Raw genomic sequence first — 21,034 nt, forward strand, 5'->3', positions numbered from 1 at the left:
TGAATGCCGTTCGGTAATCCCGTGAGCGGAGGATCAACGGTGTCCGAGAAATTCTCCATGACCATCGACGGCCAGGCCGTGGACGCGCCCGCGACCTTCGGTGTGATCGACCCGGCGACCGGGGAGGTGGCCGAGCAGGCGCCCGATGCCTCCCGGGAGCAGCTGGACGCGGCGATGGCGTCGGCGCAGGCCGCCTACGCGGAGTGGCGCCGCGACGAGTCCGTACGGCGCAAGGCGCTGCTCGCGGCGGCCGACCTCATGTTCGCCAGGTCGGAGGAGATCGGCCGCATCCTGACCCTGGAGCAGGGCAAGCCGCTGGCCGACGCGACCATGGAGGTCGTCGGCGCCGGCGTGTGGCTGAAGTACTTCGCCGAGCTGGAACTGCCCCGCGAGGTCATCCAGGACGACGACAACGCGCTGGTCGAGGTCGTCCGCCGCCCGATGGGCGTCGTCGCCGCGATCACCCCGTGGAACTTCCCGCTGCTGCTGGGGATCTGGAAGCTCGCCCCGGCGCTGCTCGCGGGCAACACGATGGTGCTCAAGCCGTCGCCGTTCACCCCGCTGTCCAGCCTCAAGCTCGGTGAGGTGCTCCGCGACGTCCTGCCGCCCGGCGTGCTGAACGTCGTCACCGGCGGCGACGAGCTCGGCGCCTGGATGACCTCGCACGACGTCCCCCGCAAGATCAGCTTCACCGGCAGCGTCGCCACCGGCAAGCGGGTCGCCGCGGCCGCGGCGCCCGACCTCAAGCGCGTCACGCTGGAACTCGGCGGCAACGACCCGGCGATCGTGCTGGACGACGCCGACCCGGCCGCCATCGCCGACAGGGTCTTCGGCGGCGCGTTCCAGAACAACGGGCAGGTCTGCTCGGCGATCAAGCGCGTGTACGTCCCGGACGCCCTCTACGGCGACGTGGTGGACGCCCTCGCCGAGCGGGCGAAGGCCGCCAGGGTCGGCAACGGCATGGAGGAGGGCGTCCAGTACGGGCCGATCAACAACAGGGCGCAGTTCGAGCGGGTGAGCGAGCTGGTCGCCGACGCGCTCGCCGGCGGCGCCCGGGCGGCGGCGGGCGGCAAGCCCATCGACGGGCCGGGCTACTTCTTCGAGCCCACGATCCTCGCCGACATCGAGGACGGCGCCCGCATCGTGGACGAGGAGCAGTTCGGCCCCGCGCTGCCGATCGTGAAGTACACCGACGTCGAGCAGGCCCTCGCCCGCGCCAACGGCACCCACTTCGGGCTGTCCGGCTCGGTGTGGGGCGCCGACGCCGACCGGGCCGCCGAGATCGCCGGGCGGCTGGAGTGCGGCACCGCCTGGGTCAACACGCACCTGGCGCTCGCCCCGAACCAGCCGTTCGGCGGGTTCAAGTGGAGCGGCATCGGCGTCGAGAACGGCCCCTGGGGCCTGTACGGGTTCACCGAGATGCAGGTCGTCCACCGCTCCAAGCACTGACCGGCCCATCCGGCGGGGGCCCGGCGCCGGGACGCCGGGCCCCTACCCGTTTCCGCCCCGTCTCGCATCTGCGAGAGGTCACGACTTCGAGGCCCGAAAGTGACATGGCCACTACTGGCGGTCGGCCACCGCGATGGCACACTTTCTGGGGCGGGGGTCGTGCCACCGCACCGCCGACCGTGGAGGCCCGGATGCAGACCTGGGACGTCATGCGCCAAGACGACATCGGCAACACGTTCCACGTGGCCGCGCACGACTCGCGGATCTCGGCGCTGGCGCAGATCCTGGTCTTCGAGAGCGGCGTCCGGCACAGGCAGGAGTACTGGGTCGAGGGCCCGCCCGGGCCCGCCGTCCGCACCAACCGCGACCTGTACCTGGTGTTCCTGCAACTGGGGCAGGAGGCCAGGGCGGCGTCCTGGTCGCTGTCGGGGTTCCTGCGGGCGCTCTGGAAGGTCAGCGCCCCGCTCGCCGACCGGCCGCGGCTGGAGCCCGACGACGTGGCGGCGATGTTCGCCGCGGCGTCCATCACCCCGCCCGTCGACTTCGACCCGGCGTGGAGCGGCAAGGACCTGTCCCTGCCCGGCGACGAGCCGGACGGGTACGCCGACTGGGAACGGGTGCTGCTCTCCCAGATCGCCGATCTCGAGGACTTCCTGACCACTCCCCCGGGCCCGCAGGCCAGGTTCGGCGTGGACGCGCCCCGCCCGCCGGGCTCCGGCGCCCGCGCCACCCCGGCCCGCTGGTACAACTTCGACCCCGCGACCTACCTGGAGTGCGCCGTCGCGGGAAGCCTCGGCGGCTGGGACGCCGCCGACGGCGCCCGCGTGCCGCTGCCCACCCGGCCCGGGGAGCCGCCGGCCCGCTCCTACGTCCGCACGATCACCACCATGACGTGGGACGACCTGGCCCGCATCGCCGTGTGCGGCCAGATGTACGAGTAGCCGGATCCGTCGGGCCCGTCTGGTAGGACTGGGAACATGAGCGACAGGCCGGTCCAGTTCAGCGACCGGGACGGCTGGTGGCTGGCGCGGGCGCGGCCGCATCCCGCGCTGCGCCCCTTCCTGGGCTCCTACGACGGCTACTGGGAGACCGTCGCCGTCCCGACCCGGACGCGCACCCTGCCGACCCGCACCGCCGTCGTGATCATCAACCTGGGGCCGCCGCTCTACCTGGAGGTCCCCGACTCCGGCGTCCGCAGCCGCGAGTACGGGTCGTTCGTCGCCGGGATGCACGACGGGCACGGCATGTACGTCAGCCCCGGCGGGCAGCGCGGCATCCAGCTCGACGTGACCCCGCTCGGCGCGTACACGCTGTTCGGCGTCCCGATGGCCCGCCTGACCAACGCCGCCGTCGACCTGCCCGACCTGCTCGGCCGCGGCGCGTACGCCCTCGTCGAGCGGCTCGGCGCCGCCGCGTCCTGGGGCGAGCGGTTCGACGTCCTCGACGGCTTCCTGCTGCGCCGCCTGGAGGCCGGTCCCGTTCCCGACCCGGAGGTCACCAGGGCGTGGCGGCTGCTGAACGGCGACCTCGCGGTGACCGTCGCCGACATCGCCGCCGACGTCGGCTGGAGCCGCAAGCATCTGACGCACCGGTTCCGCGAGCAGGCCGGCCTGCCGCCCAAGGTGATGGCGCGGGTGCTGCGCTTCCAGCGAGCCGTCGAGGTGCTGGCCGGCGGTGCCGGGTTCGCCGAGGCCGCGTTCGCCTGCGGCTACTACGACCAGGCCCACCTGAACCGCGAGTTCCGCGCGCTCTCGGGGTGCACCCCCACCGAGCTCATCGGCGGGCGGCTGGAGCAGCAGCGCGTCAGCACCCTCGCCGAACCCGCCTGACGGGCGCCGCGGGGGGTGGCCGCGGCCCCCGGCGGAGGAGGGTCGGGCGCCGCCGGGGGGGGACGGCTCCTCCTACTGCTGGCGCACTCCCCCGCCGAGGTTCATCACGATCACGCCCACCACGATGATCGCCGCACCGGTGATCGTCACCGGTTTGACCGGCTCCTTGAACAGCACCACGCCGCCGGCGAACGCCCCGACCGTGCCGAGCGCGGACCAGATCGCATAGACGGGACCGACGTTCAGCGACACCAGCGCCTTGGCCATGAACACGAACGAGATCAGGTATCCGGCCACCACCACGATGGACGGCACGAGCCTCGTGAACCCCTCCGAGGCGCGCATCGCCAGCGTCGCCGTGACCTCGAACGCGATCGCGAAGGCGAGCAGCACGAACGGCATCAGCGGCTCTCACCGTGCTCGGCGGCGACCGCCTCGAAGACCCTCATGTCCGCTTCGAACTGCGTGCCGGGACGCGGCCAGTGCAGCGCTATCTCGGTGATGCCGAGTTCCGCGTAGCGGCCCGCCAGGTCGGCGAACGAGCCGGGCGAGTCCAGCCACGGCTCCCCGCTGAACCCCGTCATCAGGATGCGGTCGTCGATCCTGCGGCCCTCCGCCTCGCAGGCCGCGTCGAGCGCCGCCAGCCGGGAGCGCACGACGTCCTGCGGCTCCCTGCCCTCGGCGTGGCCGCCGGTCACCCACCCGGTGCCGTACCTGGCGGCGACCCGCATGCCCCGCGGCCCGTCCCCGGCGATCACGAACGGCACGCGCGGACGCTGCACGCAGCCCGGCTCAGAGACGACCTCCCGGGCCGTGTAGTACGTCCCCTCGAACGTCGTCTCCGGCCCCCGCAGGAGCAGGTCGAGCAGCTCGACCCACTCGGCGAACCGGGAGGCGCGCTCGCCCGGCGTCCACGCGTCCCCGCCGAGGACGCCGGCGTCGGAGGTGCGTCTGACGCCGCCCGACCCGATGGCCACCGACAGCCGCCCGCCGCTCACATGGTCGATCGTCTTGATCGCGTGCGCGGTGGGCACGGGATGGCGGAAGTTCGGCGAGGTGACCAGTGTGCCGAGCCGGACCCGGGAGGTGACCGCGGCCGCCGCGGCGAGCGTCGTGTAGGCGTCGTACCAGGGCGTCGCGCCGCGCCACGCGAGATGGTCGTACACCCAGGCGTGCCGGAACCCGAGATCCTCGGCGCGCCGCCACAGTTCCCCGGCCTCCGGCCAGGACCGCATCGGCCACATCACCGTACCGATCCTCGGTGTGCCGGTCACCGGCCCCTCCCCTCTCCCCGACTCCCCGGGACGTCCCCCGGGCTGATCACACCGTCCCAATAGATCACGACCGGGCCTGCGCGAGCCAGCGGTGCAGCGCCCACCACCAGTTCGCGGCGCGGGACACCGCCGCCCCCGACGACGGGTCCAGCAGCGGCCGCCCCGTCAGCTCCTGCAGGCGCCGGATACGGTACTTGACCGTGTTGCCGTGGACGTGGAGGACGGCGGCGGTCGGCTCGATCCGCCCGCCGTGGTCGAGGTAGGCGAGCCCGGTCTCGGCCAGTTCGACATGGAACGGGTCGTCGGGGTCGAGACCGGCCGGCAGCGCGGCGGCGAGCAGCCCGCCGAGTTCCGGTTCCGCGTCGGTGGCGGTGAGCAGCGCGAGGTCGGTGAGCTCCCGCATCCCGGCCAGTCGGGCGGACGCGCCCGCCCGCAGCGCCCGCCGCCCCAGCGCGTACATCGGCGCGATCGCGGTGGGGCGGGCGGGCGGCGCCGCCACCAGGAGCGGACCGGCCGGCCCGCCGGTCGTGCCCCGCGGGTCGGGGAGCCGCTCGACCAGCGCCACGAGCCGCCCGTCGACCAGCCCGCACAGCCCCGGCCCCGCGGCGAGGAGCTCCGCCTCCAGCCGCGCCGCGACCGCCGGGTCGCTGACGTCGGAGACCACGCAGTGGTAGGCGCAGGACGGGTCGAGCGGAGCGAGCACCGGGACGGACTCGCCGTGCAGGAGCTGCCGGAGCATCTGCACGCGGCCCTCCCGCACGGTGCGGGCCATCTCCAGCTCCGCGACCCGGTGCGCGTGGACCATCCGGTGGACGAGCGCCGTGGTGATCTCGTCGATGCGGGTGACGCCGTCGAGCAGCACGGCGTCCGGCACGCCGCTCCGGCGGCCGTCGGCGACGAGCGTCCGGACGAGATGGGCGCGGCCCGCCTGGAAGCCGTCCAGGAACGCCGCGACCGGCACGCCCTGCCGGGCCCGGTCCGAGCCGAGCCGCTCCGCCGCGGCCAGGACGTCCTCGCCGGGCCTGCCGCTCCGCACCGCCGCGAGCACGCCCCGCACGAGCGCGCGGGTGTGCCGCCTGGTCTCCTCCTCGGGCAGCGCGGCCACCATCTCCGACTTGCTCCGCGCGGCGCGGACGGTCGCCTCGATCACCGCCGGATCGTCGGTGCGGTCGGTCAGCAACCGCAGGAACCGGTCGCCCGCACTGGCCTCCATCCCCCCATTCTGCGCCCTGGTTGTCCCGGCCGGACAACCGGCCGTGCAGCATTTGGACGGCCCCGGTCTAGCCGAACCGCCGGACGTTGGTGTTCGGTGGTGCAAACGACCTCAAGGAGTGCTCCGATGTCCGAGGAAGACGAGTTCCTGGAGAAGCTGCCGACCGACTTGATCTTCCGGCTGCCTCCGTCGTTCGACGACGCCGAGGGCGAGCGCCGCCATCGCAAGGAGCGCCTGACCGCCGCGCTGCGCATCTTCGGCAAGTTCGGGTTCGAGGAGGGCGTCGCCGGCCACATCACCGCCCGCGACCCCGAGCGCACCGACCACTTCTGGGTCAACCCGTTCGGCATGTCGTTCAAGCACATCAAGGTCAGCGACCTCATCCTGGTGAACCACCAGGGCCAGGTCGTCGAGGGCCGCTACCCCGTCAACGAGGCGGCGTTCGCGATCCACTCGCAGGTGCACCAGGCCCGGCCGGACGTCGTGGCCGCCGCGCACAGCCACTCCACGCACGGGCGGGCGATCTCCGCGCTCGGCCAGAAGCTGGAGCCGATCACGCAGGACGTCTGCGCGTTCTACCAGGACCACGGCCTGTTCGACGACTACACCGGCGTCGTCACCGACCTGGAGGAGGGCAAGCGCATCGCCGCCGCCCTCGGCGACACCAAGGCCGTCATCCTCCGCAACCACGGCCTGCTCACCGTCGGCGACACCGTGGACGCCGCCGCCTGGTGGTTCATCACCATGGAACGCTCGTGCCAGGTGCAGCTCCTCGCCAAGGCCGCCGGGCAGGTCGTCCCCATCGAACACGACAACGCCGTCCTCACCCACGGGCAGATCGGCAACGACCTCGTCGGCTGGATCAACTACCAGCCCCTCTACGACCAGATCACCCGGGAGCAGCCCGACCTGTTCGAGTGACCCGCGGACCCGGCGCGGGGCGGCGCCGCGCGATCGGTCATCATCGGGGGCATGGACCTGCGTGTTGCGCTGATCGGATACGGCACCGGCGGCTCGGTGTTCCACGCCCCGCTGATCTCGTCGGTGCCGGGAATGCGGCTGGCCGCGGTCGTGACGGGGAACCCGGGCCGGCAGGAGGCCGTCCGCGAGCGGTACCCGGAGGCGGAGGTGCTCGGCAGCGCCGACCGCCTCTGGAGCGCGCCGGAAGGCTATGACCTGGTCGTGGTCACGGCGCCGAACCGGCAGCACGTCCCGCTGGTGCGGTCGGCGCTGACCTCGGGTCTCCCGGTCGTGGTGGACAAGCCGGTGGCGGCCTCGGCGGCGGACGCCCGGTCGCTGGCGGCGCTGAGCGCGGTGCGGGGGCTGCCGGTGTTCCCGTTCCACAACCGGCGCTGGGACGGCGACTACCGGACCGCCCGGCGGCTGATCACCTCGGGCGCCCTCGGCGACGTCCGGCGGCTGGAGTCGCGGTTCGAGCGCTGGCGTCCCGGGGTGAAGGCGGGCTGGAAGGAGAGCACCGACCCCCGCGACGCGGGCGGCATCCTGTTCGACCTCGGCTCCCACCTCATCGACCAGGCGGTCACGCTGTTCGGCCGCCCGGAACGGGTGTACGCCGAGATCGACACGCGCCGCCAGGGCGCGCACACCCCCGACGACGTGTTCGTGGCCCTGGCCCACCCGGGCGGAACCCGCTCCCACCTGTGGATGAGCGCGACGGCCGCGCAGTTCGGCCCGCGGTTCCGGGTGCTCGGAAGCCGCGGGTCCTACACGGTGTCCGGCATGGACCCGCAGGAGGAACAGCTCCGCGGGGGCCTCACTCCCAAAGAACCCGGCTACGGCATCGCACCCCCGGATGCGCACGGCATGCTCGGCGTCCCCGGCGAGGAGGCCGCCGAACCGACCGAGCCCGGTGCCTACCACGACTTCTACGCGGGCGTCGTCCGCGCCCTCCGCGACGGCGCTCCCCCTCCGGTGACCCTCGCCGACGCGATCACCGGCCTGGAGGTCATCGAGGCGGCGGCCCGCTCCGCCGGCGAGAACGCCGTCGCCGCTCTCGACGATCAGTAGCGCAGGTCGGCCAGCACCCCGTAGTGGTCGGACGGGACGACGCCGTCCACGGGCCGCTCGCCGATCAGCTCGCAGCGGACGGGATGGCCGGCGCCGCCCGCGCGCGGCCACGCCGAGAAGACGTAGTCGATCCGCCGGTCGGGCCACAGCACGGGCCTCGTCCAGTGGTTGGCCCGGCTCCAGGTGTGCCCGGCGGTGCCGTCCCCCGCCATCTCCCAGGCGTCGTAGAAGACCACCCCGGGCGCCGCGGCGGCCGCACGCCCGGTCAGCATGCGGATCTCGTCGGAGTCGGGTGCCGCGTTGAAGTCCCCGCACACCACGACCGGCGCGTCGGTCCGCCCCGCCTGGCGGACGAAGCCGCCGAGGGCGCGGACCTGCTCCTGGCGCTGCGCGCTGTGGCCGAGCTTCCACCCGAGGACGGTGCCGAAGACGTGCACGGGGCCGCGCGGCCCTTCCGCCCTGGCGTGCAGGGCGTGGCCGGAGTCGAACTGGTCCTGCTGGAAGCCGAGCTGCTGGCGTCCGACCTGGCCGAGGGGCCAGCGGGACAGCAGCGCGATCCCCGACCTGCCCGGTCCGGCGGCGGACGGGGCGCCGCGGAACACGGTGTGCGGCAGGCCGAGCGCCTCCGCGAGCCGGTCGGCCTGCGCCTCGTCGTCGTCCTCCCACGCCTCGGCCAGGACGACGATGTCGGGCTCGGCGTCCCGGAGGGTCGCGATGATCGCCGCCTCGCGTTCGCGCCAGGGGCCGTGGCGGTCCCAGACGTTCCAGGTGGCGACCCGGACCGTGGTCTCGATCTGCGGGCCGTACGGCTGCTCGATGTCATAAGGCATGACGCGAGCGTCTCAGTGCGTGCGCCGGGCCGCCAGGATCGCGGCCGGGGATCAGAGGACGGAGACGTGGATGTGGTCGTAGTGGTTCTGCGTGATGCTTCCGCGGTCCTCCATCTGGCGCCAGCCGCCGCTGCTGCGGAAGTCGTAGATGCGCTGCTTCCAGATGATGTACTTGAGGCCCATCCGCGAGGCGTTGTTGATCAGGTACTGGGCGACACTGTCGCCGTGCGCCTGGGCGGAGGCGCTCGGCATACTGCCGCCGGTGCTCTCCATGAAGTCGCAGGCGGTGCCCGAGCCGTGGTCCTGCGGGTCGCCGGGACGCGAGCAGCCGATCGTGGGGAACGCGCCGAACCTGCCGTCGATCTCCACGAGGACGCTGCGCATGCGCGCGGTCATGGAGTTGCCGACGATCGGGGACTTGGTGCCGCTCGCCCCGTCGGGACGGCCGCTCCCGCCGCCCGCGGGCGCCTGCGTCCGCGTCACCTGGGGCTTGTACTTGGCCAGCAGCTTCTTGACGCGGGTGCGCTGGCTCTTCAGGTCCTTGATCTCCTTCTCGACCGCGTCGAGCTTCTTGCCGGCCGTCTCCTTCGACTGCTCCGCCTTGGCGGTGAGGGTCTGCAGGTTCTCCAGGCGGCGGTCGTTGTTGCGGCTGATGTGCTCGATGACGGCGGCGTCGTGGACGGCGGCGCCCGGCTCGGCCGAGGAGATGATCGGGATCACGTCGAGCCGGCCGGTCATGTAGGAGGTGGAGGCGAGGCGGGCGACGGCGGCGCGGGCCTCGTCGTACTCCCGGTCGACGCGGGCGGCGTCCGCGCCGGCGCGCTCGGCGGCCTTCTTCGCCTCCTCCAGCGTGACGAGCTCGCCGCGGTACTCCTTGGACAGCTTCTCGGACTCCGCCTTGAGCTTGGCGTACTTCTTCTTCAGGTCGTCGTCCGGTGCCTGGGGGAGGCTCGCGGCGCTCGCGGCGCTCCCGGAGGCCGGAGGCAGCGCCACCGCGACGCCCGCCGCGAGGGCCAGCGCCGCCAGGCGCCGCGACGTTGTGCGCCCGCCCGTCGCGCGAGCCGTCCTGCCGGGGGGATCGAAGGCCGCCACAGATCACTCCTAGATAACAAAGCTCAAGATTGGCGGCACGTTACCACAATCGCCCATTTAGCCTCAGAAGCTTCAGTAAACACATGGAGTCACCCCCGGGCTACCGGTCGGCCACGCGCCCGGAGGGCCCCGCCACGAAGGGCCGGCACCGCGCAAAGGCCGAGGGCCGGACCGCCGTGCGGCGGCCCGGCCCCCTGCCCCGGCGTCGCCGGAAGGCCCCCTCGCCCTCGGGTTGGAGGGGCACCTCCGGTCACGGCCCGGCGAGTTCCTCCCAGCGCGGGATCCGCGGCCGGGACAGCAGCCGCAGACCCGCCTCGGCGACCGTCCGGTCCCCCTTGCGGTTGTTGCACCGGCCGCAGGCCAGGACGGTGTTCTCCCAGGTGTCCCCGCCTCCGCGCGACTGCGGGTGGACGTGGTCGATGGTGTTGCCGCGCTTGCCGCAGTAGCAGCAGCGACCCCGGTCGCGCAGGTACACGCCGCGCTTGCTCCACGGCGGGCGCCTGCCGTGCCGCCAGCGCATCGCCACGTATCGGACGAGCCGCAGGACCCGCGGCACCGGGAACCGGCCGAAAGTCCGGCCCTCCTCGGCCTCCTCGACGACCGCCACCTCGCGCACCAGCATGCGGATGGCGTGCCGCAGGTCCACCCTTTGTAAGGGCTCGTACGACGCGTTCAGGACGAGCACGTTCACCGGGTCACCTCCCAACCCCATGTGCCGCTCCCCCGCCAGGATTCGAACCTGGATATCCGCATTAACGGTGCGGCGTTCTGCCGTTGAACAACAAGGGAATGCTTCGGCAATTCTGGAGGCCTCCGGGCATTCCCGGAAGCCTCCATAAGAGTGCCGACGCGGGGCCGCGGAGGCAAGGTGTTTTAGGTCCCGGCGCCCGCCGGACCCGCCCGGCGGGCCGTCAGGGCACGGTGGTCACGGCACGGTGGTCACGGCACGGTGGGGAGGGCGGAGGCGGCCGCCTGGTATTCCATGGACTCGCGTTCCATCCGGAAGCCGAGTTCCTCGTTGACGGCGAGCATGTGGACGTTGTCGCCGGCGTTGTCGGTCTCGATCTCGCGGACGCCGGGGCGCGCCTCGGCCAGCCATTCGAGCATGGCAGCCTTCACCCAGATGCCGAGGCGCCTGCCGCGGTGCTCGGGGACGACGGCGGTGTCGTACTGGGCGGCGCGGCCGGTGCAGCCGTCCGGGACGACGACCTCGGTGAACCCCGCGATGACGCCGCCGGAGAGGGCGGCGACGGTGTACAGGTCGTCGCCGCGCTTGGCGACGACCTCGGCCATCTCGCGGACGCGGTGCGCGTCCCAGGGGGTCCCCTCGTACTCGGCGAGGTCCGCCATGGCGTGTTTGGCGCGGGCCAGCGCGGTGGCGTGCCCGTCCGGCACCACGCCCTGCCAGCGGACCAGGTCGTAGCCGGCGTGCTCCTCGGCCAGGAGGCGGGCGACGTGCCCGGCCGGGACGTCGTCCAGCCGCAGCAGCATGCCGCGCAGGGTCAGGACGCATTCGAAGCCGTGCGACTCCAGGAACGGGACGGCCGGGGTGCCCGCCAGCACCTGCGCGATCACGCTGGTGCGTCCGTCGGCGCGCAGCCCTCCGGCGGCGGCGGCGAGGAGGCGGCCGCCGAGACCGCGGCGGCGATGTTCGGGCCGGACCCGGATGTCGATCTCGGCGGGACGGCCGGTACCGGGCTCGCCCGGCAGCCGGAGCGCCGCCACCGCGGCCATGTGCTCGCCGTCGGTCACGGCCCACAGCCGCCGCCGTGCCCCGGGCTCGGAGCCGAGCAGCAGCCGGGCCGTGCGTTCCGGGTCGGGGGCGGGCTCCGCCGCGGGGTCGGCGGCGTGGACGGCCGTGAGCACGCCGTGCCACTCCCGGATCTGCACGTCCGCCGGATCATCGAGCGCGATGACGTCCATCCGACTGTTGTACCTGATCGTCGCGCGGCGTGGCCGGGACCCTCGGCAACCGGGGGTTTCGGTCGGCGGGAACGGCGGTCAGCAGCCGCGCGAGAACACCTCCAGGATGCGCTCGGCGGCGAGGGCGGGGGTGAGGGCGCCGTCGGCGACCTCGCGTTCCAGCCGCGGCGCGAGCTTCCGGACGTCGGGATGCGCGTCCAGTTCGGTGAGGAGCCGCTCGCGGACCATCGCCCAGGTCCAGCCGACCTGCTGCCGCCGCCGCCTGGTCTCCAGCTCGCCGGATTCGCGCAGCCGCTCCTGGCGCTCGACGAGCCTGCCCCACACCTCGTCCAGCCCGGTGCCCTCCTTGGCGCTGCAGGTCAGGACGGGGGTGTCGCGGATCCGCTCGTCGCTGCGCAGCAGCCGCAGCGCACCCGACAGTTCGCGGGCGGCGCGCTTGGCCTCCATCTTGTGCTCGCCGTCGGCCTTGTTGACGGCGATGACGTCGGCCAGCTCCAGGACGCCCTTCTTGATGCCCTGCAGCTGGTCGCCGGTGCGGGCGAGGGTGAGGAACAGGAACGAGTCGACCATGTCGGCCACGGTGGTCTCGGACTGGCCGACGCCGACGGTCTCGACGAGGACGACGTCGTACCCCGCGGCCTCCATGACGACCATCGCCTCGCGGGTGGCCTTGGCGACGCCGCCGAGGGTCCCCGCGGTGGGCGAGGGGCGGATGAACGCCTCCGGGTCGGTGGCGAGGCGCTGCATGCGGGTCTTGTCGCCGAGGATGCTGCCGCCCGTCCGGGTCGAGGACGGGTCCACGGCCAGGACCGCGACCTTGTGCCCCTCGCCCGTCAGGCGGGTGCCGAGCGCGTCGATGAACGTGGACTTGCCGACGCCCGGGACCCCGGTGATCCCGACACGGCGGGCGTTCCCCGCGTGCGGGGTCAGCTCGACCAGCAGCTTCTGCGCGAGGTCCCGGTGGTCGGGGCGGCTCGACTCCACGAGCGTGATCGCCCGCGCGATCCACGCCCGCGACCCGTCCAGGACCCCGGCCGCGTAGTCGTCGAGGCCCGGCTTCACTTGTTCGCGTGGCCCAGCGCGGCGGTCAGCTCGTCCAGCAGGCCGATCGCCGCGTCCGCCAGGACCGTGCCGGGCGGGAAGATCGCCGCGGCGCCGGCGGCGCGCAGCTCGTCGAAGTCGCCCGGCGGGATGACCCCGCCGACGACGATCATGATGTCGCCGCGGCCGAGCGCGGCCAGCTCCTCGCGCAGCGCCGGCACCAGCGTGAGGTGGCCGGCGGCGAGGGAGTTGACCCCGACGATGTGCACGTCGGCCTCGACGGCCTGCCGGGCGACCTCGGCCGGGGTCTGGAACAGCGGGCCCACGTCGACGTCGAAGCCCAGGTCGGCGAAACCGGTCGCGATCACCTTCTGGCCGCGGTCGTGGCCGTCCTGGCCCATCTTCGCGACGAGGATGCGGGGGCGGCGCCCCTCGGCGTCCTCGAACGCGGCGGTCGCCTCACGGGCCTTCTCGATCGCGGTCACCTGGCCCGCTTCCTCCCTGTACACCCCCGAGATCGTGCGGATCTGCGCGGCATGCCGGCCGTACGCCTTCTCCAGCGCGTCCGAGATCTCGCCCACGGTCGCCTTGGCGCGGGCGGCGTCGATGGCGAGGGCCAGGAGGTTGTGCTCCAGGCCGGGCTCCCGGGCCCCCTTCTCCGCGGCGTCGGCGGCGCGGGTCAGCGCGTCCAGCGCGGCCAGCGCCGCGGGCTCGTCGCGCTCCTCGCGCAGGCGGCGCAGCTTGTCGATCTGCTGCGCGCGGACGGACGCGTTGTCGACCTTGAGGACCTCGATCTCCTGCTCGGTGTCCGGGCGGTACTTGTTGACGCCGATGACGGGCTGCCGGCCGGAGTCGATGCGGGCCTGGGTGCGGGCGGCGGCCTCCTCGATGCGGAGCTTGGGCAGCCCCTCGTCGATCGCCCTGGCCATGCCGCCGGCGTCCTCGACCTCGGTGATGTGGCCCCAGGCGCGGCGGGCGAGGTCGTAGGTGAGCCGCTCGACGTAGGCGCTGCCGCCCCACGGGTCGATGGTGCGGGTCGTCCCGGACTCCTGCTGGAGGACGAGCTGGGTGTTGCGGGCGATGCGCGCCGAGAAGTCGGTCGGCAGGGCGAGGGCCTCGTCCAGCGCGTTCGTGTGCAGGGACTGGGTGTGACCCTGCGTGGCGGCCATCGCCTCGATGCAGGTGCGGGCGACGTTGTTGTAGACGTCCTGCGCGGTGAGGGACCAGCCGGACGTCTGGGAGTGCGTCCGCAGCGACATTGACTTGGGGTTCCGCGGGTCGAACGTCTTCACCAGCCGCGCCCACAGCAGCCGGGCGGCGCGGAGCTTGGCGACCTCCATGAAGAAGTTCATCCCGATCGCCCAGAAGAACGACAGGCGGGGCGCGAACGCGTCGATGTCCAGGCCCGCGTCGCGTCCGGCGCGGATGTACTCGACGCCGTCGGCGAGGGTGTAGGCCAGCTCCAGGTCGGCCGTGGCCCCGGCCTCCTGGATGTGGTAGCCGGAGATGGAGATGGAGTTGTACTTCGGCATCCGCTGCGAGGTGAACGCGAAGATGTCGGAGATGATCCGCATCGACGGCTGCGGCGGGTAGATGTAGGTGTTGCGGACCATGAACTCCTTGAGGATGTCGTTCTGGATGGTCCCGGCCAGCGCCTCCGGCTTCACCCCCTGTTCCTCCGCGGCGGCGATGTAGAGCGCGAGGACGGGCAGGACCGCGCCGTTCATGGTCATCGACACGCTCATCCTGTCCAGCGGGATGCCGTCGAAGAGCTGCCGCATGTCGTAGATGGAGTCGATCGCCACGCCCGCCATGCCGACGTCGCCGGAGACGCGCGGGTGGTCGGAGTCGTAGCCGCGGTGGGTGGCGAGGTCGAACGCGACCGACAGGCCCTTCTGCCCGGCCGCGAGGTTGCGCCGGTAGAAGGCGTTGGACTCCTCGGCGGTGGAGAACCCGGCGTATTGCCGGATCGTCCACGGCTGCGTCGCGTACATCGCCGGGTAGGGGCCGCGCAGGTACGGCGCGACGCCCGGGTAGGTGTCGAGGAAGTCGAGCCCGGCCAGGTCGTCGCCGGTGTAGAGGGGCCGGACGCCGATGCCCTCCGGAGTCTCCCAGGTCTGGGCCTCGGGGTCCGTGCCGATCGTGCCGGCGACCGCGGCGCGCCACCGCTTGGCGGCCTCGTCGGCGGAGGGCGCCGTCCCGAGCTCGATCTCGGTGAAGTCGGGGATCATTCGTTCACTCCCAGATCGTGGAGGGTGGTCTCCAGCGCCTCGATCGCGTCGCATCCCGCGTACACGACGGCGTCGACCCCCTCATGACTTCCCTTACCCGCGAGCCAGACCTTCACCGCACCCGCTTCGCGCAGAACCCGCGCCGCCTCCGCGGCCTGCTCCTCGTACAGCCGGTCGCTGGAGCAGATGCAGGCGACGGACGTCCCGGACGTCCCGAACTCCTCGGGTGCGCCGGTGACCGTCTCGATCCCGCCCGCCTGGAAGAGGTTCGCCGCGAACGACGCGCGCGCCGTGTGGACGGCGATGGGCCCGAGCGTGGCGAGGAAGACCCGGGGACGGGCGCCGGTCGCCTCGGCGTGGGCGTCGGAGCGGTCGCGGAGGGCCTCGAAGTCCTGCGCGTACGTGACGGCGGGGAGCCCGCCGCGCGGTTCCCGGGGCGCCGGCGCCCGTTCGGGCAGGGTCTCGGCGAGGTTGGGGAACTCGCTGATGCCGGTGAGCGGCGCCTTGCGCCGGGCGATGTCGGCGCGGCGCCGCGCCCACGTCGCGGCGAGCCGGTCGGCGACGAGCCCCGATTCGAGGGCGGCGGCGAGGCCCCCCGCCTTCTCGATCTCGGTGAACCAGGTCCAGGCGGCCTGGGCGAGTCCCTCGGTGAGGCTCTCGGCGTACCAGGAGCCGCCGGCCGGGTCGACGACGCGGGCGAGGCTCGACTCCTCCAGCAGCAGCGTCTGGGTGTTGCGGGCGATGCGGCGGGCGAAGTCGTCCGGCAGCCCGAACCGGGCGTCGAACGGCTGGACGGTGACCGCGTCGGCGCCGCCCGTCCCGGCGGCGAACGCCGCGATCGTGGTGCGGAGCATGTTCACCCACGGGTCGCGCCGCGTCATCATCGCCGACGACGTCACGGCGTGGACGCGCGCGGCCGTCCCCTCGGCCGCCCCGCTGACCTCCGCGACCCGCGCCCACAGGCGGCGGGCGGCGCGGAGCTTGGCCATCGAGGAGAACTGGTCGGCGGTCACGGCGAGGCGGAACTCGATCTGCCCGAACGCCTCGTCCACGCTCAGGCCCGCGCCGGTCAGCGTGCGCAGGTGGGCGACGCCCGCCGCGACGGCGGCGCCCAGTTCCTCCGCGTCGCCGCCGCCCGCGTCGTGATACGGCGTGCCGTCGGCGACGACGGCGCGCAGCCTCGGGAACTCGCGGACGCAGCGGACGGCGAGCGCGGCGGCCTCGTCCGGCGAGCCGGGCGTGCCGGTGCGCGCGGCCTGCCCGAGCGGGTCGGCGCCGAGGTTGCCGGACACGTCCGCCGCGTTCCCGCGCTCGGCGGCCAGGGAGAGGAACGCCTCCGCGGCCTCGGCCGTGCGCTCGCCCGCTTCCAGGACGACCGGCGCGAGGTCCAGCAGCACGCCGCGCAGCGCCTCGGGGAGCCCGGCGACCGGCAGCCCTCCGTCGCCGAGCCGCAGCCAGACGGAGGTCGCGCCGTTCTCCAGGTCGGCGAGGACCGCCTCCCGGGTGACCGCCGGATCGGGGTGCGCGTGCCGCTGCCGGACGTCCCATCCGGCGATGCCCTCGCCGTCCGGCCGCACCTCGCGGACGAAGGGGGCGAGGCCGGGGCGCCCCGGCGGGGCGTCGCCCCGCGCGTAGAGCGCGGCGATCGGCACTCCGTCGTACGACTCGCGGGTCAGCAGACCCTCGATGTCGTCGAGGGGGGTGTCCTCCGTCGCCGCGCCGGACTTGCGCAGCACCCCCTTCACCATCTCCCGCCACCGGTCGCGTTCGGCCAGGGGGAAGGCGGCTGCCAGTTCGAGTTCCTCAGGCGGCACCGTCATGCCCTGGATCGTAGGCGAGCGACCGAATCCGGCTCTGAAGCGGGTCCCGGTGACCAGAACCTGCGCGCGGGACCGGGCGCGCCGGACCGGTGCGCCGGTTAGCGGTGCGGCGCACGGGAAGGGGCAGCCCATGACCTTGGATTCCCTCCCCGGTGACCTCTACCACATGCAGGAACTCCTCGACGAGCGCGAGAAGGAGATCGTCGGGCGGGTGCGCGCCTTCCTGGAGTCGAAGGTCGCGCCGATCGCGAACGACTGCTGGGCGCGGGCGAGGTTCCCGTTCGACCTGATCCCCCAGTACGGGGAGCTCGGCATCGCCGGGCTCCCCCACGACGAGTGCCCCGGCGAGAAGCCGAGCAGCCTGCTCACCGGGTTCCTTGCGATGGACATGGCCCGCGTCGACCCGTCCATGGCCACGTTCTTCGGCGTCCACTCCGGCCTCGCCATGGGCAGCATCGGCCGGTGCGGCTCGCCCGAGCAGCGCGAGCGGTGGCTGCCCGCGATGGGGCGGATGGAGAAGATCGGCGCGTTCGCGCTCACCGAACCGGAGGGCGGATCGGACGTGGCGCTCGGGCTGCGCACCACCGCGCGCCGCGACGGCGACACCTGGGTGCTGAACGGCGCGAAGCGGTGGATCGGCAACGCGACGTTCGCCGACCACACCGTCGTCTGGGCCAGGGACGAGGCGGACGACCAGGTCAAGGGGTTCGTCGTCGGCAAGGACACACCCGGCTTCACCGCCACCCGGATCGAGAACAAGATCGCGCTGCGGACCGTGGAGAACGCCGACATCGTGCTGGCGGACTGCCGCGTCCCGGAGGCCGACCGGCTCGCGGGCGCGAACGGCTTCAAGGACACGGCGGCGATCCTGCGCCGGACGCGCAGCGGTGTCGCCTGGCAGGCCGTCGGCGTCATGCTCGCCGCCTACGAGATCGCCCGCGTCTACGCGCTGGAGCGCGAGCAGTTCGGCCGTCCGATCGCCAAGTTCCAGCTCGTCCAGGACCTGCTGGTCAAGATGCTGGGGAACACCACCGCCTCGCTCGGCATGGTGGTGCGGCTCGCCCAGCTCCAGGACGAGGGCCTCTACCGCGACGAGCACTCGGCGCTCGCCAAGGCCCACTGCACCACCCGGATGCGGGAGGTCGTCGGCTGGGCGCGCGAGCTGATGGCCGGCAACGGGATCGTGCTCGACTACGGCATCGGCCGGTTCGTCGCCGACGCGGAGGCGCTGTACTCCTACGAGGGCACCCGGGAGATCAACACGCTGATCGTCGGGCGCGCGGCGACGGGGCTCGGCGCGTTCGTCTGACCGCCCCCTCCGGGACGGGTCTACGGCATACCCCGAAGGGGCACCTGGCGATGGGCGTTGCTAGAGTTCGGCGTCGTCAGCCCCCAACGGAACCTGTGAGGAAGACGAACGCATGTCGACAGGCAGCCACGCCGGGCGCCCCAAGTCCTGGGTCGCCGTGGCCATCATCTTCACCGGTTTCGTCGTCGGCGGCGTGGGCATCGTCATGGGCCCCGACTGGATCGTGTTCGGGGTCGGGGCGGCCCTGGTCGCGATCGGCGGCATCTTCGCGCTGGCCGTCGACATCATGACCGACGTCGTCGTCGACGAGCCCAGGCGGTAGCAGGATGTTCGGCCGCCCTCCCATCGAGGAGCGGATCGCCGCCCGGCAGCGCGAACGCGGGCCGCTCGAGCCGGGCACCGTGTTCCCGCACGCCCCCGCCAAGATGCTGTTCTTCTTCAGCATCGGCGTGGTCGTGGTCACCCACCTCATCGCGCTGTCGCTGTACTTCTTCGAATAGGCCCCGTCTCTGGTTAAGGCGGGTCAAAAGCGCGTCAAGAAGATTCCCGGGACCGCTCCAGGCCCGTCCGGCGGGTGCGAACGGGGCGGCGGCAACGTACGGTCGAAGTGATGTGGCCGCCTGCGTCGCCCCCGAGCCAGAGGTGGTGGGATGGCCCTGCGATTCGGAATCGAGGAAGAGTACTTCGTCGTCGATCCCGTCTCACGGGAGGTCGTCCCCCGCGCCGCGGCCGTCGTGCGGCGGGCCACCGCGGCCCTGGGCGAGCGCACCTCCACCGAGCTGGTCGACTTCCTCGCCGAGGCCAAGACGCCGCCGTGCGACGACCTCGACAAGCTCGGCGAGCAGATCCGCTCGATGCGGTCGGCGATGGCGGCCGCCGCCGCCGCCGAGGGCGTCCGGCTCGCCGCGACCGGCACGCCCGTGCTGGGCGAGGTGATCCCCGCCCCCATCAGCGCGGGCGCCCGCTACGCCGAGAGCCTCGCGGTGTACCGGGGCCTGGACGACGAGCAGAGCATCTGCTCGTGTCACGTCCACGTCGAGATGCCCGACCGCGAGCGCGCGATCCAGGTCGGCAACCATCTGCGTCCCTGGCTGCCGACGCTGGTGGCCCTGGCGGCGAACTCGCCGTACTGGGCGGGCCGCGACACCGGCCACGCCTGCTGGCGCGTGATGGCCTGGGCGCGATGGCCGGTGGCGGGCCCGCCGCCGTTCTTCGAGTCGTCGGCGCACTACGACGACCTCGTCGGGACGCTGCTGGGCTGCGGCGCCCTGATGGACACCGGCACGATCTTCTGGGACGTCAGGCCGTCGGCGCGGCTGCCCACCGTGGAGATCCGGCTCGCGGACGTCGCCCCGACCGCCGAGGACGCCGCCGTGTTCGCCGCACTGATCCGGGCGCTCGTGCAGGTCTCGGCCGCGGCGGTCGACGCGGGTGAGCGGGCGCCCGACCCGTCGCAGGAGATGCTGCGCGCGGCGTACTGGCTGGCCGCGCGGGACGGCCTGGCCGGGACGGGAGTGGACGTGTGCACGGGCCGTCCCGCCGGTTTCCGGGAGCTGGCGGCGGACCTGCTGGCGCATGTGCTGCCCGCGCTGCGCGACAGCGGGGACCTCGGCGCCGTCGTCCGCGGCGTCCGCCGCCTCCTGACGGGCGGGACCGGCGCCGAGCGGCAGCGGGACGCGTACCGCAGGCGCGGCCGTCTGACCGATGTGGTCGACGCCGCGATCCTGCGGGATCGGTGATCGCGACGGAAGCGATTCGACGGTCCGCGGAAGCGATTCGATGATCTCGGCGTGTAACTTTACGGTCTTCGCCCGTTTTTCGGTGGTCCTCAGCGGGTACTCGTGAACTTGGCCGTTCTACGGCCGCCGTGACCGCCTGACCTCGGGGGACATGTGCACGGGTCCGTTTCGCGCGGCCGTCCCCCGCCACGTACGCTCGAACCGATGCACGTGCACGCGACCATCGTCCCGAACGGAGTGACCGCGCGATGAGCCTCATGCCCGGGGGGCCGGGCACGGTGTCGCGCGGCCCGTTCGTCCACCCGGCCCTCTTCTACCGTGACGACGGGGAGTACCTCGCCGGCACCGTCCCGTTCATCCGCGCGGGACACGAGTCCGGCGAACCCGTCGCCGTCGCGGTGCCGCACGCGCGGCTGATCCTGCTGCGCGCGGCGCTGGGCCCGGCCGCGGCCGAGGTGACGTGGCTCGACATGTCCGAGGCGGGACGCAACCCGGGCCGCATCATCCCGGGTGTGCTGCGCGGCTTCGCCGACCTGCACACCGCCGGGCGCGTGCGGATCATCGGCGAGCCGGTCTGGCCCGGCCGGTCGGCCGCCGAGTACCCCGCCTGCGCGCAGCACGAGGCGCTGATCAACCTGGCGTTCGAGGGGCGCGAGGTGTCGATCCTGTGCCCCTACGACGTGTCCGGCCTGGACCCCGTCGCGATCGCCGACGCCCGCGCCACCCACCCGGTGGTGATCGACCGGCGGGGCGAGCGCAGGAGCGGCGACTACGCGCCCCACCGCGTCATCCGCGCCTACAACCGGCCGCTGCCGGAGCCGCGCGGCGCGGTCTCGATGAGCTTCGACCTCGACGCGCTGCCCCTCGTCCGCAAGTTCGCGTGCCGGTGGGCGGCACGCTTCGGTCTCGGTCCCGACGCGGTGGGCGACCTGGAACTCGCCGTCAGCGAACTGGCCGCCAACTCCTGCCTGCACGGCGGCGGTTCGGGCGTCGCGCGGCTGTGGGCGGAGGACGGCCATGTCCTCTGCGAGGTCCGCGACGCCGGGACGATCACCGACCCGCTCGCCGGCCGCCACCCCGCCGACATGAGCCCCAACGGCGGCCGCGGCATCCTCATGGTCAACCATCTGGCCGACCTCGTCCGCGTCCACACGGGCCCGGACGGCACCGCGATCCGCGTCTACATGCGCAAGTGAGGGCCGGCATGCGCAAGTGAGGGCCGGCGCCGCCGCAATCCGGCGATGCCGAGACTTGAC

The 21,034-nt window shown here is 73.2% G+C and carries 20 protein-coding genes and 1 tRNA gene; 10 read left to right on the forward strand and 11 right to left on the reverse strand.

The features are described 5' to 3' along the window. The first annotated feature begins 39 nt into the window (after positions 1 to 39). The 3 genes from ACGFK0_RS20455 to ACGFK0_RS20465 all read left to right on the forward strand — a co-directional run bounded on the left by ACGFK0_RS20455 (position 40) and on the right by ACGFK0_RS20465 (position 3,278). Positions 40 to 1,449 carry an aldehyde dehydrogenase family protein gene (locus ACGFK0_RS20455; RefSeq protein ID WP_392906794.1) on the forward strand — a complete coding sequence of 470 codons (1,410 nt, stop codon included), beginning with the start codon at positions 40 to 42 and terminating at the stop codon, positions 1,447 to 1,449. 191 nt (positions 1,450 to 1,640) lie between these two features. Beyond that, complete coding sequence (locus tag ACGFK0_RS20460) at positions 1,641 to 2,390, forward strand: hypothetical protein (RefSeq protein ID WP_392906796.1); 750 nt, start codon at positions 1,641 to 1,643, stop codon at positions 2,388 to 2,390. Between the two features lie 36 nt (positions 2,391 to 2,426). Beyond that, positions 2,427 to 3,278: a helix-turn-helix domain-containing protein gene (locus ACGFK0_RS20465; protein ID WP_392906797.1), complete on the forward strand. Its 852-nt coding sequence runs from the start codon at positions 2,427 to 2,429 to the stop codon at positions 3,276 to 3,278. Between the two features lie 72 nt (positions 3,279 to 3,350). On the opposite strand, the gene ACGFK0_RS20470 is transcribed toward ACGFK0_RS20465, so the two are convergent. From ACGFK0_RS20470 to ACGFK0_RS20480, 3 genes are all read right to left on the reverse strand, one after another. Next, on the reverse strand, positions 3,351 to 3,680 hold the full coding sequence (locus tag ACGFK0_RS20470) for a DMT family transporter (protein WP_392906798.1): 330 nt from the start codon (positions 3,678 to 3,680) through the stop codon (positions 3,351 to 3,353). Continuing rightward, a complete protein-coding gene (locus ACGFK0_RS20475) occupies positions 3,680 to 4,552 on the reverse strand; it encodes an LLM class flavin-dependent oxidoreductase (protein ID WP_392906800.1) in 873 nt (290 codons plus the stop codon). Before ACGFK0_RS20475 ends, ACGFK0_RS20470 begins: the two co-directional genes overlap by 1 nt. 64 nt (positions 4,553 to 4,616) lie before the next feature. Further along, on the reverse strand, positions 4,617 to 5,765 hold the full coding sequence (locus ACGFK0_RS20480; RefSeq protein ID WP_392906802.1) for a helix-turn-helix domain-containing protein: 1,149 nt from the start codon (positions 5,763 to 5,765) through the stop codon (positions 4,617 to 4,619). Positions 5,766 to 5,891: 126 nt separating this feature from the next. Here ACGFK0_RS20480 and ACGFK0_RS20485 point away from each other — a divergent pair, with 126 nt between their 5' ends. After that, a complete protein-coding gene (locus ACGFK0_RS20485; RefSeq protein WP_392906803.1) occupies positions 5,892 to 6,686 on the forward strand; it encodes a class II aldolase/adducin family protein in 795 nt (264 codons plus the stop codon). A 51-nt stretch (positions 6,687 to 6,737) separates the two neighbouring features. Then, entirely contained in the window at positions 6,738 to 7,793 is a 1,056-nt protein-coding gene (locus tag ACGFK0_RS20490) for a Gfo/Idh/MocA family oxidoreductase (protein WP_392906805.1), read from the forward strand. Here ACGFK0_RS20490 and ACGFK0_RS20495 read toward each other — a convergent pair. From ACGFK0_RS20495 to ACGFK0_RS20530, 8 genes are all read right to left on the reverse strand, one after another. Continuing rightward, on the reverse strand, positions 7,787 to 8,623 hold the full coding sequence (locus tag ACGFK0_RS20495) for an endonuclease/exonuclease/phosphatase family protein (RefSeq protein ID WP_392906806.1): 837 nt from the start codon (positions 8,621 to 8,623) through the stop codon (positions 7,787 to 7,789). The genes ACGFK0_RS20490 and ACGFK0_RS20495 overlap by 7 nt on opposite strands. 51 nt (positions 8,624 to 8,674) lie before the next feature. Continuing rightward, positions 8,675 to 9,715: a coiled-coil domain-containing protein gene (locus ACGFK0_RS20500; RefSeq protein ID WP_392906807.1), complete on the reverse strand. Its 1,041-nt coding sequence runs from the start codon at positions 9,713 to 9,715 to the stop codon at positions 8,675 to 8,677. A gap of 250 nt (positions 9,716 to 9,965) precedes the next feature. After that, positions 9,966 to 10,427, reverse strand: coding sequence for an HNH endonuclease (locus tag ACGFK0_RS20505; RefSeq protein ID WP_392906808.1), 462 nt, complete (start codon positions 10,425 to 10,427; stop codon positions 9,966 to 9,968). A 6-nt stretch (positions 10,428 to 10,433) separates the two neighbouring features. Beyond that, a tRNA-Asn gene (locus ACGFK0_RS20510) sits at positions 10,434 to 10,504 on the reverse strand. Between the two features lie 150 nt (positions 10,505 to 10,654). Then, positions 10,655 to 11,638, reverse strand: coding sequence for a GNAT family N-acetyltransferase (locus ACGFK0_RS20515; protein WP_392906809.1), 984 nt, complete (start codon positions 11,636 to 11,638; stop codon positions 10,655 to 10,657). 78 nt (positions 11,639 to 11,716) lie between these two features. Beyond that, entirely contained in the window at positions 11,717 to 12,700 is a 984-nt protein-coding gene (gene meaB, locus ACGFK0_RS20520) for a methylmalonyl Co-A mutase-associated GTPase MeaB (protein WP_392906810.1), read from the reverse strand. Further along, positions 12,697 to 14,910 (reverse strand): methylmalonyl-CoA mutase, encoded by a 2,214-nt coding sequence (gene scpA, locus ACGFK0_RS20525; protein ID WP_392906811.1) that lies wholly within the window; start codon positions 14,908 to 14,910, stop codon positions 12,697 to 12,699. The genes meaB and scpA overlap by 4 nt, the downstream gene beginning before the upstream one ends. Then, positions 14,907 to 16,730, reverse strand: coding sequence for a methylmalonyl-CoA mutase family protein (locus ACGFK0_RS20530; RefSeq protein ID WP_392906812.1), 1,824 nt, complete (start codon positions 16,728 to 16,730; stop codon positions 14,907 to 14,909). The genes scpA and ACGFK0_RS20530 overlap by 4 nt, the downstream gene beginning before the upstream one ends. A 130-nt stretch (positions 16,731 to 16,860) precedes the next feature. On the opposite strand from ACGFK0_RS20530, the gene ACGFK0_RS20535 reads away from it, so the two are divergent. From ACGFK0_RS20535 to ACGFK0_RS20555, 5 genes are all read left to right on the forward strand, one after another. Further along, positions 16,861 to 18,039, forward strand: coding sequence for an acyl-CoA dehydrogenase family protein (locus ACGFK0_RS20535; RefSeq protein ID WP_392906813.1), 1,179 nt, complete (start codon positions 16,861 to 16,863; stop codon positions 18,037 to 18,039). A 112-nt stretch (positions 18,040 to 18,151) separates the two neighbouring features. After that, positions 18,152 to 18,361: an HGxxPAAW family protein gene (locus ACGFK0_RS20540; protein WP_392906814.1), complete on the forward strand. Its 210-nt coding sequence runs from the start codon at positions 18,152 to 18,154 to the stop codon at positions 18,359 to 18,361. A gap of 4 nt (positions 18,362 to 18,365) precedes the next feature. Beyond that, complete coding sequence (locus tag ACGFK0_RS20545) at positions 18,366 to 18,539, forward strand: hypothetical protein (protein ID WP_392906815.1); 174 nt, start codon at positions 18,366 to 18,368, stop codon at positions 18,537 to 18,539. 150 nt (positions 18,540 to 18,689) lie between these two features. After that, entirely contained in the window at positions 18,690 to 19,778 is a 1,089-nt protein-coding gene (locus tag ACGFK0_RS20550; protein WP_392906816.1) for a glutamate--cysteine ligase, read from the forward strand. A gap of 248 nt (positions 19,779 to 20,026) precedes the next feature. Then, positions 20,027 to 20,974 (forward strand): anti-sigma factor RsbA family regulatory protein, encoded by a 948-nt coding sequence (locus tag ACGFK0_RS20555; RefSeq protein ID WP_392906817.1) that lies wholly within the window; start codon positions 20,027 to 20,029, stop codon positions 20,972 to 20,974. The last annotated feature ends 60 nt before the right edge of the window (positions 20,975 to 21,034 follow it).

Origin of the sequence: Spirillospora sp. NPDC048823, from assembly GCF_043198445.1 — a bacterium.
In the GTDB taxonomy this organism is placed as follows: Bacteria; Actinomycetota; Actinomycetes; order Streptosporangiales; family Streptosporangiaceae; genus Spirillospora.

Coding starts and splice junctions, on each gene's coding strand:
- ACGFK0_RS20460 (WP_392906796.1), top strand. CDS start 1,641: ATGCAGACCTGGGACGTCATGCGCCAAGACGACATCGGCAACACGTTC.
- ACGFK0_RS20465 (WP_392906797.1), top strand. CDS start 2,427: ATGAGCGACAGGCCGGTCCAGTTCAGCGACCGGGACGGCTGGTGGCTG.
- ACGFK0_RS20470 (WP_392906798.1), bottom strand. CDS start 3,680: ATGCCGTTCGTGCTGCTCGCCTTCGCGATCGCGTTCGAGGTCACGGCG.
- ACGFK0_RS20480 (WP_392906802.1), bottom strand. CDS start 5,765: ATGGAGGCCAGTGCGGGCGACCGGTTCCTGCGGTTGCTGACCGACCGC.
- ACGFK0_RS20485 (WP_392906803.1), top strand. CDS start 5,892: ATGTCCGAGGAAGACGAGTTCCTGGAGAAGCTGCCGACCGACTTGATC.
- ACGFK0_RS20490 (WP_392906805.1), top strand. CDS start 6,738: ATGGACCTGCGTGTTGCGCTGATCGGATACGGCACCGGCGGCTCGGTG.
- ACGFK0_RS20495 (WP_392906806.1), bottom strand. CDS start 8,623: ATGCCTTATGACATCGAGCAGCCGTACGGCCCGCAGATCGAGACCACG.
- ACGFK0_RS20505 (WP_392906808.1), bottom strand. CDS start 10,427: ATGGGGTTGGGAGGTGACCCGGTGAACGTGCTCGTCCTGAACGCGTCG.
- ACGFK0_RS20515 (WP_392906809.1), bottom strand. CDS start 11,638: ATGGACGTCATCGCGCTCGATGATCCGGCGGACGTGCAGATCCGGGAG.
- scpA (WP_392906811.1), bottom strand. CDS start 14,910: ATGATCCCCGACTTCACCGAGATCGAGCTCGGGACGGCGCCCTCCGCC.
- ACGFK0_RS20530 (WP_392906812.1), bottom strand. CDS start 16,730: ATGACGGTGCCGCCTGAGGAACTCGAACTGGCAGCCGCCTTCCCCCTG.
- ACGFK0_RS20535 (WP_392906813.1), top strand. CDS start 16,861: ATGACCTTGGATTCCCTCCCCGGTGACCTCTACCACATGCAGGAACTC.
- ACGFK0_RS20540 (WP_392906814.1), top strand. CDS start 18,152: ATGTCGACAGGCAGCCACGCCGGGCGCCCCAAGTCCTGGGTCGCCGTG.
- ACGFK0_RS20545 (WP_392906815.1), top strand. CDS start 18,366: ATGTTCGGCCGCCCTCCCATCGAGGAGCGGATCGCCGCCCGGCAGCGC.
- ACGFK0_RS20550 (WP_392906816.1), top strand. CDS start 18,690: ATGGCCCTGCGATTCGGAATCGAGGAAGAGTACTTCGTCGTCGATCCC.
- ACGFK0_RS20555 (WP_392906817.1), top strand. CDS start 20,027: ATGAGCCTCATGCCCGGGGGGCCGGGCACGGTGTCGCGCGGCCCGTTC.